Consider the following 14,127-nt stretch of genomic DNA (forward strand, 5'->3'; position numbering starts at 1 on the left):
AACGGACGTGGGCATCTTCAATGCCCACGCATCACCAGGCCCAAAAGTAAAGGAGCGGCAGCCCTGAAAATCCACCTCCCGCAGGCAATCCACTACCCGCGCACAGGTCTCTGAACGACCAGGCTTTACGGCTGCCTCGGTAATCTGATGCCTGACAATCAGACGACCGCACCTGGCCATCTGTCCGCCGACGAGCTGAGACGGCTCAAGCGCGAGCTGGTGGGGACGTGCCAGGCGATCGATGTGGCGCTAGAGAGCCTAGCCCTCGATATCCCGCCGGACGTGGCCGCGAAGCGCGGACTCGCACGGCGCGTGGCGGACGAAGACGAGGGTGATAACGACACGACCGGGGAGGACAGCCTCACAATGGGAACGTGGATCACCGGCATGGTCGTCGGCATAGCCTTGTTCGCGCTCGCCTATCATTTTGGCGTGCTCGACTCAATTATTGCGACCTGGACTCCGGCAGGCCATCAAGGTGCGCGCGCCAGACTGGAGTGGGGATAACGATGGCCGCCAAGCAGACGACCGCCAGACGAATCATACTCCAGCCTCTAGGCTCAGGACCTATTGATTTTGTAGGGCTGGCGTGATTCAGGCTCCCATGAAGGAGCCCCGAAGGATGAGTGATTTATTCTGGCTGACGGATGAGCAGATGGCGCGGCTTGGGCCGTATTTTCCGAAGAGCCACGGCAAGCGCCGGCTAGATGATCGTCGGGTGCTGAGCGGAATTATCTTCGTCAATCGTAATGGGCTGCGTTGGCGGGATGCGCCGAAAGACTATGGGCCGCACAAGACGCTCTACAATCGCTGGAAGCGGTGGGGTGACAAGGGCGCCTTCCTGCGGATGATGGAAGGTCTGGCTGTGCCCGAGGCTTCCGAGCGCAAGACGGTGATGATCGACGCGACGTATCTCAAGGCACACCGTACGGCTTCGAGCCTGCGGGTAAAAAAGGGGATGCGGGCCGCCTGATCGGCCGCACGAAAGGCGGTATGAACACCAAGCTTCACGCCATCACCGATACAAACGGCCGCCCTTTGAGCCTCTTCATGACCGCAGGCCAGGTCAGTGATTATATCGGTGCCGCCGCTTTGCTCGATGAGCTGCCGAAGGCCCAATGGCTGCTCGCCGACCGGGGCTATGATGCCGACTGGTTCAGGGACGCCTTGCAGGGAAAGGGTATCAAGCCCTGCATCCCGGGCCGAAAATCCCGGAACAAGGCCGTCAAATACGACAAGCGCCGCGTTGCGACCCGCTACGACAGGTGCCCGACCGTCTTCTTCTCAGTCATCTGCCTCGCCGCAACCGTCTTGTTCTGGTTATGAGTCCTGAGCCTAGCGGAGTGCGGGTCTCGTCTGCCCCCTTCGATTGGCATCGTGTGATGCCTGACCGGAACCGTTGTGGTGCCACCCAAGGGGGCATCCACCCCACCAGGAAGCCGTTGTTTAGCCAGTTGTCGGCATCAGCTTCGTTTCTATATGATACATCATCCACGCTCGCGGGTTCTGCCGCTGTGGCCGACCAAAAAAGAGGATATAACTTGGAAGCGTATTCGATCTGGAACAACAAGGGTGGTACTGGAAAGAGTACCATTACTTTCCACATTGCTTCTCGCTTCGCTGAGAAGCACCCGGAGCGTAAAGTGTTGGTCGTCGACATGTGCCCTCAAGCTAACAGCTCGATGTTGTTGCTTGGCGGAGGCGTCAAAGGTGAAGCTGAGCTTCTCAAACTATGCTCGTTCGCCAAGCCCAAAAGTGTCGTCGGCTATATTAGTGATGCCATTCTAAACCGCACCACGCCCGACATCGGTAGCTACTCAATCCAGGTTGCGACGCTCAATGATAAGGTGTCGCACAACTTGTATCTTCTTAGTGGAGACGGCAATCTGGAGTTGATGGCTCCTGCCATCAATGACGAGGCTAATCGGACCCCATTTCCCGGCTTAGCTGACCCATGGGAGTGGGTTCATCTCATCTTCAAGCGGATGGTGGATGCACTAGACGGTGACAATTGGACTGTGTTTTTCGACACAAACCCTTCGTTTGCAATCTACACGGAACTTGCTATTTGCGGATCTTCGCGCCTTCTAGTTCCGGTCAATGCAGACGACTCCTCCCGTGTGGCAGTTAAGGCTCTTTTTGCACTACTTCACGGGACGACGCCGCCACATCCGTTTTTCGGCAACTACACCTTCGCCGCAAAAGCTGGAACGCGTAAGATGGCCATCCCACAGGTCCACCTAGCTATCGGCAATCGCTTCACTCAGTTCAAGGGAGCGGCTGCTGCGTTTGAGGCTTTCTCTGAAGCGACGGCTGACCAGCTTTGGTCTGAGTACACGGCGAATCCGGCTCGTTTTGCGCCGCGCCCAACCCCTCCGACGATCCGCGAAGAATTCCTTAAAACGTACGTCGGCGAACTCCGTGACTTCAATACCGCTGGCGTGGTCGCCGCTCACCATGGCACGCCCTTGTCTAAAATGCGTCAGGACTACTACTCCGTTCACAACGATCCGGACGTGAAGGTGAACAGGAGCCAGTTGAACGTGGGTCTACAGGCTATCGACAGCGTGGTGGACCGTATCGCCCCTTAGTGTTCGAGTGACGATTATTTTCGTGACTTCAGTAGGTTATGATTTGTGGATTTGTGAGACCTGATGAGATCACGATGGCGTGGGCTGAAACCACCAGCGCACAGTATCACGGGGACGATTTGGAGTAGGCGATATCAAACTTTTTGATACCGAACGGTGTGCCGGCCGCTGTCGAATAGCTTTCGGCGGTTGCCGCTCGGGCCGTGGCGGCGATAAGGACGCACGCCACCGAAGCGGCCAACAAAATACGCATATGTAGCTCCCGTTTTTGCAATCGGTTGAACGGTCCACCACTTCACCCGGGTCGGAGCCCTGACGCGGATAGATGGACCGTTCTCAACCGTTATACGGACCTTGATTGTGAGTGCGCGCATGTGACCCGGGATTTGGTTGTCAGGCGAGTTCGGGCACGGACCAGCCGCACGCTTTTTGGTGTTCCAACCCCCACAGACGCATGATGTCGCGTGTCGTCTCGGGTGCGTCTGGGACGTGCCGGCGGTCAGCACAGGCGACATGGGCGGCCTTGGTGCCGTTGTTGATGCGGCACATTACCACGCGCTCACCCGGCTGCACGATCCGGTTGCAGCAAACGCAGCGATGGCGGTGCTTCCGCCGATCTGCGGCATAGTCGGTTTCCCAGATCGCATCAGGGCGGCGCATGGTCTGTCTCCGGACGATTGGCCGCTTTCTCTTGCTTTTATATAAAGCCTGTTCTAAACACGCAATACCTAGAATGCACAACAGGATTTATAATTGATACATCGGCGAGGGTACGTGCGGGAGGGGGTAGCTGGCTGGCCGGTTGCGCGTCAGCTTCAAGTGCTGACTGATGCCGGATACGGGGCCAATATCTATCACGACACAATGACAGCGGCGGATAAGCGGGGACGCCGCGTATCGGCCCTGAGCGAACGTGCCGCTATGCTACGCCCGACGAGCCGGAAAGCTGGTAACGACGTGATCGGCGTTGCTACGATCCGGGCGTTGGCACTGAATGGTGGCCCTGACCTGATAGCTGTCTTAATGGCTGCGGCAGAGCGTGGAGCAACCGTTCACGCCCTGGCGGAAGAACTGGAAGTGCCACCCGGCGCACCGCTTGCGCTTATTCGTGATGCTGCGTCTGCATGGGACACGGGCCGACGTAACGCCCAGACGGCTGAGGGGCGCGCGATCGGCACCCAGCGGGCGTCGGAAGCGGCGGCAGCGCGCCGACAGCGCGCGTTGGCCATTGCACGGCCGCTGTGGGTTCTGCCGACTAACGAAATCACGTCCCAGGAAATCGCCACCAGGGCGGGCGTGTCCATCGCTACGCTCCACAATCATCTCGGCGGCCGGCGTGCCGCTCAACGACGCCAAGGAAAGGAGAAAGGCAGTGCCTGACAACGATACGAACGATGAAAATGCATGGGGAGCGTGGGCGTTCTTCGGACGTCTTGCGATCGCTTCTATTGCTCTTTTCATGCTTATACATTTTGGGTTTCTCGACTCGTGAGCCACTCGATGCCGTGTATGGGCACTGACAAGCAGATGACCACTCGACAAGCTTTGGATCAGGCGCTCGCTGTTTTCGGCTACTCAGATGCAGTCCCGTCGCATGTGCGTTACGGTCTTCTGTTAGCCATCATGCGGTTCGCTGGGACAAATGGGCGCCCGGAGATCGAGGCTCTATGCGAGGCTATGATGATCGCAATTCGGAAGGAGAACTCGCATGGCTGACAATCAGACGACCCAACGCCCATGGGGCGATCTCGCCACCGGCGATCATGGTAAGAGCGGGAGTCCCTTCCAGTTTAAGGTCGGTGACGCTCACGGGCATAGCGTGGTCCTTGTGCCAACCCGCACCGGAATGTCGTTCCTGAAAGACGCCCGTAGTGATCAGGAGCAGCGCCTTGACCGATCGGTCGGCTGGACGTCTGGTCCCGATTTCCATTGAAGTCGGACCGCGGGGCCGAAACCACGACTTGAGCGATATTGGCTTCAATCGCCTCTAAACGATTCAGAAAGGGGAAAAGTATTGTCCACCCAATCGAGCCGCGCTGCTTATATTTCATTTTTAACAACGCTTCGGGAAAAAGGAATTCCCGGCGACCAATTTGAGGCAAACATTTCTTACACAATTAACGACATTGAAGATCACTTCTCGGGTACAGTAACGGCATTGTCCGACACTTACATCCGAGGTCCCGAGGTCTCTCTGCCAGACGTCCCCGGCACACCCAGAGAAGCCGTCAACCAAGCGCCAATCCCCCGTTCGTATAAGATCGAATGTGATCGGTTTCCCGTTACCTTTGCGATCGATGACGGCACGTTAGTCTTAAGGGGCAACCGAGGTGGGAACGCCCCCGTCGCCTATCATGGAGTGTATGAAGTTCGGATCACCCCCCAGCAATAATTGTTTTCTTCATCCATTACGAGCTGAAAGGAAGAAAAAGAGATATACCGGCGGGAGACCGGACGACAGAACGGTGTATCGCCCCGACGAGTTACGCTGCGCTGGACAGGGCCGAATAGTCATGGCTCCAGTCAAAGAGAAATGAGGATCATCGTTGAACACGCAGTTACGGCGTCTGACCGCCCGGATCGTTTCCGCCTATGTTGCCCACACCAATACGCCCGCCGTGGCGCTGCCCAGCCTCCTGGCATCGATCTTCGACACCCTGGCCACCCTCGGAAAGACCGTGGAGGCGCCGCTGCCGCTCACGCCGGCGGTTCCGCCGAGAAAATCAGTCTTCCCCGACTACATCGTCTGTCTCGAAGACGGCCTGCAATTCAAGACGCTCCGGCGCCACTTGCGCAGTACCTACAACCTTACGCCAGAGCAGTACCGAGCCCGCTGGGGCTTGCCTGACGACTACCCGATGGTCGCCCCCAACCATTCGCAGCGCCGCTCGGCAATCGCGAAGCAACTCGGACTTGGCCGCAAATCCGCCGCCGCGTCAGCCACCGTACCGGAGAGGATCGACGGGATCGAAGTCACCAAGCTCCCCGCAGCCAGGCGCGGCCGCCCCCGGAAGAGTTGACGAACGGGGCGCAGCGTTGGTCACTGGTGCAAGTCCTGACGTCTCGCCCTACCCGACGCCTGTGGATATGTGCACCGTCCTGCGGACCGCGCTCTGCCCGTGGGCAATCGGTGGACAACGGGACGTTGCCCACCGATTGCCCACCGGCGCCACGCTCGGCACACATCTCCACCGGCCCATCCAACAGAAGAGCTTGTTTTAATTAACTCGGCCTTTACGAGGGTCCAGCAGCCCCTGGCTGCCGACCATCATCTTCACATTCCGGATCGAGCCATGAGCAAAGCATTTATTGCCGCCGTCCTGCAGGATTCCCTCGATTGCACCGGCGTCGCGGCAGCCAGAGGCGCTGAAGCCCTTGTCGGCGCGATCGTCGCCGAGCTGCAGTACGAGGGCAGCTTCACCCTGCCGTCCTTCGGCACCTTCACAGTGCGCGAGACCAGCGCGCGCCAGGCCCTCAACCCCCGCACCGGCGAGCCCGTCTCGGTCGAGGCCGGCAGAACCGTCCGCTTCAAGGCCAGCCCGCTGCTCAAGAAGGCAGTCTGATTGATGCCTGGGACCGGGAGCGGGCCAACAATCCCCAGCCCGCCTCTGGTCCTGGTGGTCCGCCCGCGCCTCGCGCCAGACGCACCGCCGCTCGCCCGGATCCTGATCAATCAGGAGGAGAGCCGTGCCCGTGACGAGGCCGGTGCGATCGTATGGGCCAGGCTGACGATCACCTATCGGCGCCTTGCCGGCCCGCCAGCCGCAGCCGACCCGGCGGTTCCTGGCATGCTACGCACGGCAGTGGGACGACCGCGCCCGTATCAGCCTGACCTCGCACAACCCCAGACGTGGTGCGGTCTTTCTCGACCTGGAGGAGCTGGAGGGCAACCGCATCGGCTCTTATCTGATGAACCTCGTTGTGGCCTGGGCACGGCAATGGCCTGACGCCTCGGTGAACCCGATCACCCTGCTCGCGCACCAGGCGCGCGGTGAAAATACGATCCGGCGCAGCCGGCCCTACGAACAGTTCGGCATCACCTTCCGCTAGACGGACGAGACCAGGGCCGCAGGCGTCGCCAACGAGATGTCCGCCGGCCAGCTGATCCCCTGGGACCATTTGCCGGAAAATCTGTCCGTGCTCTCGCTCGACGCAGCCTTCGACGAGCAGCATCGCGAACTTGCCGCCCTGCGCCTGGATCACCGGACCATCCAGCTGCGCGACCGCGCCCTTCGCGATGAACTGCAGCGCGCGATCGCCGATCCGCTTCGCTTTGCCGGCCGGCAGATCTGGTATCGCCATGCCCCGTTTCTGCTCGGTGCGGCGTCACTCGCGGTCGTCGGTGTCGTCTTCCTGCTGGCGCGATCGCGCTGACCCGCCGCGCCCTCCAGGCCCCGCGAGGCCCAGGGCCTCGAGACGGCTGCCCGCGTTGCGCACCACCTGGTCCGCCGCCGCCATCGCGGCCTCGAGATCCGCATAATCCGGCTGCCAGCGCGCCAGCGGGGAGAGGGCCACCGGCGTCGGCGCGGCGTCGACCAACGGCTCATCCAGCTCCGGCGAACGGACCCGACCACTGCCGCGCCGCGCCCGGCGCGGCAGGGCAACCTCTTCGGCCAGCGGCGCCAGGCCCTTCAGCCCGAACAGCCGGCGCGCGCTGCGATGGGTCACCTCGACGACGATGCCGCGCTCGACAAACTGATCGAGTAGCGCCAGTGCATTCTTCGGCGCCATCTGCAACTGCCCGGCCAGCGTAGTGGCCGAGATCAGCGGTGCGGCGGCGATGCGGTCGAGCGCCGCTGCGGCGCGGGAGTGCCGGCGCCGGCCGGCCACATGGGTGCGGGCCTGGCGCCAGGCGTGCTCGAGCAGGCCGAGCTGACGCAGCCCGTCGCGCGCCTCGGCGCCCAGCGCGTCGAGAAAGCACGGCAGCCATTCGGCATATCCCCATGGCGTCTCCGCCGCCAGCGCGGCCGCGCCGGTGAACGGCAGGGGCGTGTGCAACATGCTGCGGCGGAAGTGGCGGATCAGGGCGGTGCGCATCGGCGGCCGGGCGTGCCCGGCCTCGAGCCAGCGATGCAGCCCGGCGCCGGCGCCCAGCAGCGGCCCGGCGCCGGCATCGTGCGCCCGCAAAAACGCTTCCGCGTCCTGGATCTCGCCCTCCTGGTCGACATCCGGCTCGACCAGCCAGCGATATTGCCCCAGGGCGTAGCGCGCCGCCTCGAACACCCCGCCGCGATCCGCGTCGCCGAGGCGCAGCGGCAGGTGCTCGAGCACCGCCGCCAGATGCCAGGGATCGATCGCGTGGCCGTCGACCGTCGCCTGGCGGCGCACCGCGTCAAGCCGCAGCCGGTGCAGCGCCGCCGGCAGCAGCGGATGGCCGTGCAGCGCCTGGTCGAGCCGGCCGAAGGCGAGGGCGGCGCCGCTCAGCGCCGCGCCCCAGCCGGGCGGAGCAAGATCACCTCGTCTGTCGCGCCAGAGCGCCATGCCGTCTATGGCCCCGTCGTGCCGGGGCGGACACCCGGGGTGGGTGCTGGCGCCGGGGCGGCCACGGCTGGCCCCTGCGGGATCTGTCTGATATCCGCCTGTGGCCCCGCAAGCTCCCGGACCAAAGCCGCCGCTCCCTCTGCGGTCTCCGCCGAGCCACCCCACACTAGCCCCGGCATCAGCCCGGAGATGATCGGCGCCCAGACTGCGACATCCCGTCGCGGCAAGATCCAGCCGATGTCCTGGCATACGGGTGACAGCGCATGGGCCAACACGTCGACAAAACGGACGCCGCGCATCATTGCGCCTCTCCCTCCCCGCGGACCCAGCGCCGCGACGGCTGAAATCGCCCAGGGCTCACGCGCCTCGCCGTACGGCCACTGCACGTAGAAGCACCATCCCGCTCGGCCGCAGTCGCTATTCCAACCGTGCAATGCCGCTGCCAGCAGGGCCGTGCTTTGCCGGTAGGAATAAGCGGGGACAAACAGCGACTCAGGCCCGGTGCAGAGCGCGGCTTGCCATAGGCTGTGCTCGATGAGCTGCTCAACGGCGTCGTCCAACCCATCCCCGGCTGCCAGGCTTTGCACGACCAGATCCAATGCCTGCTTTTGCTCCGACGCCGGCGTGTCGGCGGGTGGCGTGTCCGGCTTGGAGGAATGCACTTGGTGGTCCATCCGGAGATCCTCGAACTCGTCGCCCTCCCACGGTCGTTTGGCCTGGAACAGGGTGAGTTTCACGTCACCGTCGCCCAGGTCACAGATGACGCCGAAATCGCCTCCGGTCCGAGGCTCATCGGCGCGCTTGCGCTGGTGCGCCCAATAGCAGCCAGGCTCCCGGCCCTGCCCGCCGACGCCGCCATCGCCGCGCGCCAGCAACGTCACGGTGCTCAGCGCCGTGGCCAGCAACCCGAACAGCGCCGCAGTTTGAGTTTCCTCGTCGACACCCGGCGGTCCGAGCCACATCATCTGGTTGCGTACTGCCAGATGGGCGGCGAGCCGGGAAAACCGCGCCCTGCGCTCGGCCTGTTCGGCGGGCGCCTCCGGCCGCCCGTATAGCGTTCCGCTGCGGCACGCGGCCGCCAGTTCCTGCAGACCGGGCGTCCACTGCAGGGCTGTCATATTTTTTAGATAACGAGACGGATAATATAATAAATATCAATATGTTAGGCTGTTTCTTATTTATGGAATGTTTTTAGATAATGAGACTGCAGGCTGCGTCGAAATATTCGCCTCATACACGTCCGGATAGGGGGGCGGAAGGTCGGCTTTTGGAATTTATGACCATATTAGGCCATAAAATCCAATAATGCCGTTAAAATTCGATATATAGTTGAATTGACCTCAACAACTGTATCATTTTTCGGTTCTAGTGTTGCAGAAACATGATGCAGCCTCCGCCCAGGGAAGGACCACATGAACTGGGTTACGCGCGAACGACCAGTGATTGACCGGATTGCCTATCCTTGGCTCATCACGTGGTTCGTCGAGCGGAAGGCGGCGTTCCTGTTCGTCCCGCCGGAGCAGCGCGGCCTGTCGCCGAGGTGACCGCTGCGATCCCCTTCGGCGTTCGGGGGGCAAATTCGGGCATGTCGGAGAGCGATGCGGCTTCGACGCCCTTCTGCCCTGGGCTGAGAGCAAGCTGGTGAGCCCGGTCAGCGCAGCCACTGACCAAGGAGACGAAAAATGCGGAAACGATTTCTGACGGGCACGGCGCTCATGGCGATGCTGTGGGCCGCCCCAGCCGCTGCCGCGCCCGGTCCCTGGACCGCCGTAGGCGAAACCCTCGGTAAAGCCGGCACGGAATTGCCCGGCGGCGTCTATCGCGTGGCCCTGCCGCGCTCCGACCTCAAGGTCACGCTCGCTGGTGTGGCGATCAAGCCGGCGCTGGCGCTCGGATCGTGGGTCGCCTTTCTGCCGATGGGCAAAGACGCCATGGTGATGGGCGATCTGGTGCTGACCCAGGATGAGATCGAGCCGGTCATGAAGCGCCTGGCCGAGGGCGGTTTCGAGATCACCGCCCTGCACAACCATTTGCTACGTGCCGAACCGATGACGATGTACATGCACATTGACGGGCACGGCGATCCGGTGAAACTGGCCCAGACCCTGCACGCGGCGTTGCTGCTGACCAGCACGCCGCTGGGTGCTGCCGCGAATGCGGTCCCCCCGAAGCCGCTCGATCTCGACACCGCGATGCTGGATCGAATTCTCGGGCGGACCGGCAAGGCCAGTGGCGAGGTCTATCAGTTCACCATCCCGCGGGCCGAAACACTGACGAGCGACACGACGGCGCTGCCGGTCGCCATGGGAACGGGCATCGCGATCAATTTCCAGCCGACAGGCGGTGGCAAGGCCGCGATCGCAGGCGACTTCGTGTTGATCGCGTCCGAGGTCAATCCGGTGCTCCGCACGCTGCGGGACCATGGGATCGCGGTCACGGCGCTGCATAATCACATGCTGAATGATCAGCCCCGGCTGTTCTTTATGCATTTCTGGGCGAATGACGACGCGGACCGGCTGGCGCAGGGGCTGAAGGCGGCGCTCGACCAGATGAATCTCAAGAAAGGGTAAGGGAGCATAACCGCCGGTATCGCGCGCCATTCCCTCCGTGAGGCGTGTTCATGAAACTCGACGCCGTCATCCAGGATCGTCAGTCGCTGCTCTCTATGGAGCGCTATGTCGGCCTGGGCACGAAGACGTATAGTCCACTGGCGGCACGAACAGAGGCAGCGCCTGCCTACCAGCCGGAAACCGGACTGGCATCGTTCAATCTCGTCACCGTCACGGTGCCCCGGGAGCGAGTCTCCGTGTTCCAGGCTGCTCCTGCCGGACGTCTGGCCGAGCACTATCTGCGGCCGGAAGGCATTCGGTTTGCGATCCATCCCGCGACCTGGGCCATGAACGGGATTGCGCATCTCGGGGAACTCCGTGCCCTGCCGCGCGGCGCGCCGATCCGGGTTGCGCCCACGGCGTCGACGCGCACCGTCCTGACAGTCGGTCCGGAGATAGCGCCGCATTGTCTCAAGCTCCATTATCCGGTGCGGATCTCCCGCTTCAACCGCGGGTTGCTGCGGCGTAACATCCAGAACAGCGTCGCCATCACAGCGGAGATGGCGCAGGTGCAGTCGGAGCGGTTTGCCTATCTGCCCGATACGCTGGGTTTCGCTTTCGGCACCGACGAGAAGGCCTGGGGTTTCCTGGTGCGGGAAGCCATTCCTCGGCCGGTCATCGCCGACCGCTTTCTGATTCCGTGCTTTGCGCTCTATGGGCGGGACATCCACGCCCCGGATGATCCGCCGCTGCTGGTGCAGATGATCGCGCGGCTGCGCGTCGACCCGGCGGCGTTCGTGATCAACGAGATCATCATTCCCGTCATCGCGTTCTGGTGCTGGGGCGCGCGCCGCGGCCTGCTGCTGGAATCCCACGCCCAGAATACGCTGCTTGAAATCGACCGGGCCTTCAGGCCAAGGCGGATCGTGCATCGCGATTTCGATATCTGGATCGATACGGAAACCCGGCGCCGCTGCGATCTCGGCCTGCCGTTTCCCGGAGTGGGCCTGGTTCCGGACGCCGGCCAGTCGATGGAACAATATTACAGCATCGTCTACGACCGCTTCATCGGTCATAACTTCTTCGACTATCTGCTCGACCTGTTGCGACGTTTTTATGATGTGGAAGAAGAGGCCATTCGACGGCACGCGCGGGCTGCCTTCCACCAATTCTTTCCCGAAGCGCAGCATTTCTTTCCGAGGGATACGGTGTTCTATTTCTCGAAAGACCTGCCGACCGGTCGTGAGTTCATGATTGAGGATCTGCGGCAGGTGCCGGAATGGCGGTAGCGTATAAAAGGGAATAGGGCATCACGCCGCAGAGGCACCCAGCATATCGAGCACTGGGCAAGCTGGGACCTCCGAGCCACGACATTGTTCGATGCTGGCGGTCAAGAGGGATGCGAGCCGTTGCAGGTCGGAGATCTTGCTCTGGATGTCGCCCAGATGAGCCATGGCGAGTTTTCTGACCTCGTCGCAGGAGGATTGGCCGGGCTCTGCCAGGGCGAGTAGCGTCCTGATTTCCTCGATATCGAAACCAAGATCCCGCGCGCGCCGGACGAATGACAGGCGCCTGACATCCTCGGAGCGATAATGGCGATAGCCATTACGCGCCCTTCGCGGCGCGGGAATGAGACCGATGCGCTCATAGTAGCGCACCGTCTCCAGATGAACGCCGGTTTGCGATGCCAGCTTGCCGATCGTGATGGCCGCCATGCGTCCTTCCTGCTCTTGAGTCCGTAGCCACTACGGGGTGTAGCATGAGGCTCGACGCAATGGGAAAGTGACGATCATGGCCGAGACGGCGGACCTGCCTCAACGAGCATCACGTAGCGACATTGGCATGGAAAGAGGTGGAATCCTGTGTGTCGCGGGCGGTATGGCAGCCGGTGTGGGTGCGCTGATCGCGTCGTCCTGCTGCCTCATTCCGCTCGCCTTCGCTTCTTTGGGCGCCGGCGCGGGGGTTTTCAGTGCTTTGTCGAGACTTGCGCCATGGCGCGTGCCATTGATTGCCGTGGCGGTAGCGGCGTTGGTCAGCGCCTGGGCGCTCAATCGGCGGAAGGCCAAGGTCTGTTGTGCGCGTGCGGAAAGCGGGGCTGTCAGGCGACGCATTGGGGCTACCCAGGTGCTATCCTTTGCCAGCGCGCTCGTCGTGCTGGCGGCGCTGGCATGGCCGCACTTGGAACCCGTCCTGTTCAGGAGCCTGTCTGTAAGATGATTCGGCCCGCCTCGCTCCTGACCTGTCCCGCATGTGGCCAACAATCGCTCGAAACCATGCCGACCGATGCCTGCCAGTTCTTTTACGATTGCCCGCATTGTGGCGTACTGTTGAAACCGAAGCGGGGGGATTGCTGCGTCTTCTGCTCCTATGGCGACGTACCCTGCCCGCCGGTTCAGGAACATGGGCGACTGGCATGCTGCGGAGATGGTCTGACATAGACCTGGGGCGGCAGCGGCGACGGAGTAATGGCGTCGTCGCCCTTCGCCTTTTCACGGGAGCGCCACAACGACAGCAGCGGTCCGTCGAGCGATACAACATGGTCATGCGGGACGCCTGGCATGGTCCGGATGGAGACATCCGCTACCGCAAGGGCCTGCTCGCCAGTCTGGAGCGGCGGGAATTGGAGCGGGTCGGAAGCGAGATGGCGGCGGCGCGTGGCACGTCGTTCCGGGCGCTGGCGGACGGCGAGACCATGCGTGGCACCCTTCGCGAGAAGGTGCGGCTGGCGAGCGGCACCTACGCGCTGGTCGAGAACGCGCAGGAATTCGTGCTGGTGCCGTGGAAGCCGGTGATCGACAGGCGGATCGGGCAGGAGATTTCCAGCATCATGCGGGCCGGCACGATGGACTGGCAACTGGGCCGGCAGCGGGGGCTCGGGCTGTAGAGAAAACCTTGCCAATTTTTGCCAACGCGGCGTATGCGCGAATTGATCCGCAAGGACCAGGATCGGCAGCGCCTGCGGGCTTTGCTGATCGAGGGGGCCGCGTCTCCTGCCACAGTGCCGGCGGATGCCGGATATTTCGAGCGGCTGCGCGAACGGGTGCGCGGCGCGCGGAAGGGATGACGGCGCGCCCGATCGTCCCGCGTCAACAGGCCGAGCGTGACGTCGAACAGGCCGTCGATGACTACGCGGCCGAAGGCGATGAGGAGGTGGCGTTCGGCTTCATCCAGGCGCTGCAGGATGCCTATGGGTTCATCGGTCTGTATCCCCATGCCGGATCGCTGCGCTACGCCTATGAACTGGACCTGCCCGAACTCCGGGCGTACCGGGTGAATGGATATCCCTTCATCGTGTTCTATCTGCCGCGCGCGGATCACATCGACGTCTGGCGCGTGCTGCATGCCCGCCGCGACATCCCAACCTGGATGGCCACGGACGAGGAGGGGGCACCGGAACAGTGACCGCGCGTCCGATCGTCATGTTCCCGGCTATGGGTTCCTCTCGGTCAGGACGCACTGATGGATGCTACGATTACTGTAGGATCGAGGCGATGCTGGCCCTGATC

20 protein-coding genes are annotated in these 14,127 nt (G+C 62.5%); 16 read left to right on the forward strand and 4 right to left on the reverse strand.

The genetic code is table 11. From position 1 onward, the window contains the following. The first annotated feature begins 147 nt into the window (after positions 1–147). The 3 genes from HLH34_RS00005 (at position 148) to HLH34_RS00015 (ending at position 2,591) form a co-directional block, all read left to right on the forward strand. Positions 148–507: a hypothetical protein gene (locus HLH34_RS00005; RefSeq protein ID WP_183117561.1), complete on the forward strand. Its 360-nt coding sequence runs from the start codon at positions 148–150 to the stop codon at positions 505–507. 115 nt (positions 508–622) lie between these two features. Continuing rightward, a protein-coding gene (locus tag HLH34_RS00010) for an IS5 family transposase (protein WP_183117562.1) occupies positions 623–1,326 on the forward strand; the annotation gives its coding sequence in 2 pieces (ribosomal slippage) (positions 623–959 and positions 959–1,326; 705 coding nt in all). Between the two features lie 116 nt (positions 1,327–1,442). After that, complete coding sequence (locus HLH34_RS00015; RefSeq protein ID WP_244959523.1) at positions 1,443–2,591, forward strand: ParA family protein; 1,149 nt, start codon at positions 1,443–1,445, stop codon at positions 2,589–2,591. A gap of 393 nt (positions 2,592–2,984) precedes the next feature. On the opposite strand, the gene HLH34_RS00025 is transcribed toward HLH34_RS00015, so the two are convergent. Continuing rightward, positions 2,985–3,251, reverse strand: coding sequence for a hypothetical protein (locus HLH34_RS00025; RefSeq protein ID WP_183117564.1), 267 nt, complete (start codon positions 3,249–3,251; stop codon positions 2,985–2,987). A 1,048-nt stretch (positions 3,252–4,299) separates the two neighbouring features. Here HLH34_RS00025 and HLH34_RS00030 point away from each other — a divergent pair. The 5 genes from HLH34_RS00030 (at position 4,300) to HLH34_RS00050 (ending at position 6,965) form a co-directional block, all read left to right on the forward strand. Further along, positions 4,300–4,524, forward strand: a complete 225-nt coding sequence (locus HLH34_RS00030; protein WP_183117565.1) for a hypothetical protein — start codon at positions 4,300–4,302, stop codon at positions 4,522–4,524. A gap of 613 nt (positions 4,525–5,137) precedes the next feature. Further along, positions 5,138–5,611, forward strand: a complete 474-nt coding sequence (locus tag HLH34_RS00035) for a MucR family transcriptional regulator (protein WP_183117566.1) — start codon at positions 5,138–5,140, stop codon at positions 5,609–5,611. A gap of 273 nt (positions 5,612–5,884) precedes the next feature. Then, complete coding sequence (locus HLH34_RS00040; RefSeq protein WP_183117567.1) at positions 5,885–6,154, forward strand: HU family DNA-binding protein; 270 nt, start codon at positions 5,885–5,887, stop codon at positions 6,152–6,154. Between the two features lie 184 nt (positions 6,155–6,338). Further along, the gene (locus HLH34_RS00045; RefSeq protein WP_183117568.1) at positions 6,339–6,641 is read left to right on the forward strand and encodes a hypothetical protein; all 303 of its coding nucleotides are present in this window, start codon (positions 6,339–6,341) and stop codon (positions 6,639–6,641) included. Positions 6,642–6,677: 36 nt separating this feature from the next. After that, positions 6,678–6,965: a hypothetical protein gene (locus HLH34_RS00050; RefSeq protein WP_183117569.1), complete on the forward strand. Its 288-nt coding sequence runs from the start codon at positions 6,678–6,680 to the stop codon at positions 6,963–6,965. Here HLH34_RS00050 and HLH34_RS00055 read toward each other — a convergent pair. Beyond that, complete coding sequence (locus HLH34_RS00055; RefSeq protein WP_183117570.1) at positions 6,918–8,072, reverse strand: hypothetical protein; 1,155 nt, start codon at positions 8,070–8,072, stop codon at positions 6,918–6,920. The two genes, HLH34_RS00050 and HLH34_RS00055, sit on opposite strands and share 48 nt — an antisense overlap. 5 nt (positions 8,073–8,077) lie before the next feature. After that, positions 8,078–9,190: a hypothetical protein gene (locus HLH34_RS00060; protein WP_183117571.1), complete on the reverse strand. Its 1,113-nt coding sequence runs from the start codon at positions 9,188–9,190 to the stop codon at positions 8,078–8,080. Positions 9,191–9,484: 294 nt separating this feature from the next. Between HLH34_RS00060 and HLH34_RS00065 the strand changes: the two genes are divergently transcribed. From HLH34_RS00065 to HLH34_RS00075, 3 genes are all read left to right on the forward strand, one after another. Then, positions 9,485–9,616, forward strand: a complete 132-nt coding sequence (locus HLH34_RS00065; RefSeq protein ID WP_183117572.1) for a chromate resistance protein ChrB domain-containing protein — start codon at positions 9,485–9,487, stop codon at positions 9,614–9,616. A 171-nt stretch (positions 9,617–9,787) separates the two neighbouring features. Next, the gene (locus HLH34_RS00070; protein ID WP_220791974.1) at positions 9,788–10,642 is read left to right on the forward strand and encodes a DUF1259 domain-containing protein; all 855 of its coding nucleotides are present in this window, start codon (positions 9,788–9,790) and stop codon (positions 10,640–10,642) included. Between the two features lie 50 nt (positions 10,643–10,692). Beyond that, positions 10,693–11,910, forward strand: a complete 1,218-nt coding sequence (locus tag HLH34_RS00075) for an IucA/IucC family protein (protein WP_183117574.1) — start codon at positions 10,693–10,695, stop codon at positions 11,908–11,910. 21 nt (positions 11,911–11,931) lie between these two features. Here the strand turns inward: HLH34_RS00075 and HLH34_RS00080 are convergent, their stop codons facing one another. Further along, positions 11,932–12,336: a MerR family transcriptional regulator gene (locus HLH34_RS00080; RefSeq protein ID WP_183117575.1), complete on the reverse strand. Its 405-nt coding sequence runs from the start codon at positions 12,334–12,336 to the stop codon at positions 11,932–11,934. A gap of 76 nt (positions 12,337–12,412) precedes the next feature. Between HLH34_RS00080 and HLH34_RS00085 the strand changes: the two genes are divergently transcribed. The 5 genes from HLH34_RS00085 to HLH34_RS00100 all read left to right on the forward strand — a co-directional run bounded on the left by HLH34_RS00085 (position 12,413) and on the right by HLH34_RS00100 (position 14,023). Beyond that, the gene (locus HLH34_RS00085; RefSeq protein ID WP_220791975.1) at positions 12,413–12,838 is read left to right on the forward strand and encodes a mercuric transporter MerT family protein; all 426 of its coding nucleotides are present in this window, start codon (positions 12,413–12,415) and stop codon (positions 12,836–12,838) included. Next, positions 12,835–13,059, forward strand: coding sequence for a GDCCVxC domain-containing (seleno)protein (locus HLH34_RS19560; RefSeq protein WP_275690656.1), 225 nt, complete (start codon positions 12,835–12,837; stop codon positions 13,057–13,059). Before HLH34_RS00085 ends, HLH34_RS19560 begins: the two co-directional genes overlap by 4 nt. A gap of 98 nt (positions 13,060–13,157) precedes the next feature. Then, positions 13,158–13,505 carry a DUF3363 domain-containing protein gene (locus HLH34_RS00090; protein WP_183117576.1) on the forward strand — a complete coding sequence of 116 codons (348 nt, stop codon included), beginning with the start codon at positions 13,158–13,160 and terminating at the stop codon, positions 13,503–13,505. Positions 13,506–13,538: 33 nt separating this feature from the next. Next, positions 13,539–13,685, forward strand: a complete 147-nt coding sequence (locus HLH34_RS00095) for a hypothetical protein (RefSeq protein WP_244959524.1) — start codon at positions 13,539–13,541, stop codon at positions 13,683–13,685. Continuing rightward, positions 13,682–14,023, forward strand: coding sequence for a type II toxin-antitoxin system RelE/ParE family toxin (locus HLH34_RS00100; RefSeq protein WP_183117577.1), 342 nt, complete (start codon positions 13,682–13,684; stop codon positions 14,021–14,023). The genes HLH34_RS00095 and HLH34_RS00100 overlap by 4 nt, the downstream gene beginning before the upstream one ends. Positions 14,024–14,127 lie beyond the last annotated feature (104 nt).

Origin of the sequence: Gluconacetobacter azotocaptans, assembly GCF_014174355.1 — a bacterium.
Taxonomy (GTDB): domain Bacteria; phylum Pseudomonadota; class Alphaproteobacteria; order Acetobacterales; family Acetobacteraceae; genus Gluconacetobacter; species Gluconacetobacter azotocaptans.

What these genes read in the sequence shown, in the direction of transcription:
- HLH34_RS00005 (WP_183117561.1), top strand. Translation starts at nt 148, where the DNA reads ATGCCTGACAATCAGACGACCGCACCTGGCCATCTGTCCGCCGACGAG.
- HLH34_RS00025 (WP_183117564.1), bottom strand. Translation starts at nt 3,251, where the DNA reads ATGCGCCGCCCTGATGCGATCTGGGAAACCGACTATGCCGCAGATCGG.
- HLH34_RS00030 (WP_183117565.1), top strand. Translation starts at nt 4,300, where the DNA reads ATGGCTGACAATCAGACGACCCAACGCCCATGGGGCGATCTCGCCACC.
- HLH34_RS00040 (WP_183117567.1), top strand. Translation starts at nt 5,885, where the DNA reads ATGAGCAAAGCATTTATTGCCGCCGTCCTGCAGGATTCCCTCGATTGC.
- HLH34_RS00050 (WP_183117569.1), top strand. Translation starts at nt 6,678, where the DNA reads ATGTCCGCCGGCCAGCTGATCCCCTGGGACCATTTGCCGGAAAATCTG.
- HLH34_RS00055 (WP_183117570.1), bottom strand. Translation starts at nt 8,072, where the DNA reads ATGGCGCTCTGGCGCGACAGACGAGGTGATCTTGCTCCGCCCGGCTGG.
- HLH34_RS00060 (WP_183117571.1), bottom strand. Translation starts at nt 9,190, where the DNA reads ATGACAGCCCTGCAGTGGACGCCCGGTCTGCAGGAACTGGCGGCCGCG.
- HLH34_RS00065 (WP_183117572.1), top strand. Translation starts at nt 9,485, where the DNA reads ATGAACTGGGTTACGCGCGAACGACCAGTGATTGACCGGATTGCCTAT.
- HLH34_RS00070 (WP_220791974.1), top strand. Translation starts at nt 9,788, where the DNA reads ATGGCGATGCTGTGGGCCGCCCCAGCCGCTGCCGCGCCCGGTCCCTGG.
- HLH34_RS00075 (WP_183117574.1), top strand. Translation starts at nt 10,693, where the DNA reads ATGAAACTCGACGCCGTCATCCAGGATCGTCAGTCGCTGCTCTCTATG.
- HLH34_RS00080 (WP_183117575.1), bottom strand. Translation starts at nt 12,336, where the DNA reads ATGGCGGCCATCACGATCGGCAAGCTGGCATCGCAAACCGGCGTTCAT.
- HLH34_RS00085 (WP_220791975.1), top strand. Translation starts at nt 12,413, where the DNA reads ATGGCCGAGACGGCGGACCTGCCTCAACGAGCATCACGTAGCGACATT.
- HLH34_RS19560 (WP_275690656.1), top strand. Translation starts at nt 12,835, where the DNA reads ATGATTCGGCCCGCCTCGCTCCTGACCTGTCCCGCATGTGGCCAACAA.
- HLH34_RS00090 (WP_183117576.1), top strand. Translation starts at nt 13,158, where the DNA reads ATGGTCATGCGGGACGCCTGGCATGGTCCGGATGGAGACATCCGCTAC.
- HLH34_RS00095 (WP_244959524.1), top strand. Translation starts at nt 13,539, where the DNA reads ATGCGCGAATTGATCCGCAAGGACCAGGATCGGCAGCGCCTGCGGGCT.
- HLH34_RS00100 (WP_183117577.1), top strand. Translation starts at nt 13,682, where the DNA reads ATGACGGCGCGCCCGATCGTCCCGCGTCAACAGGCCGAGCGTGACGTC.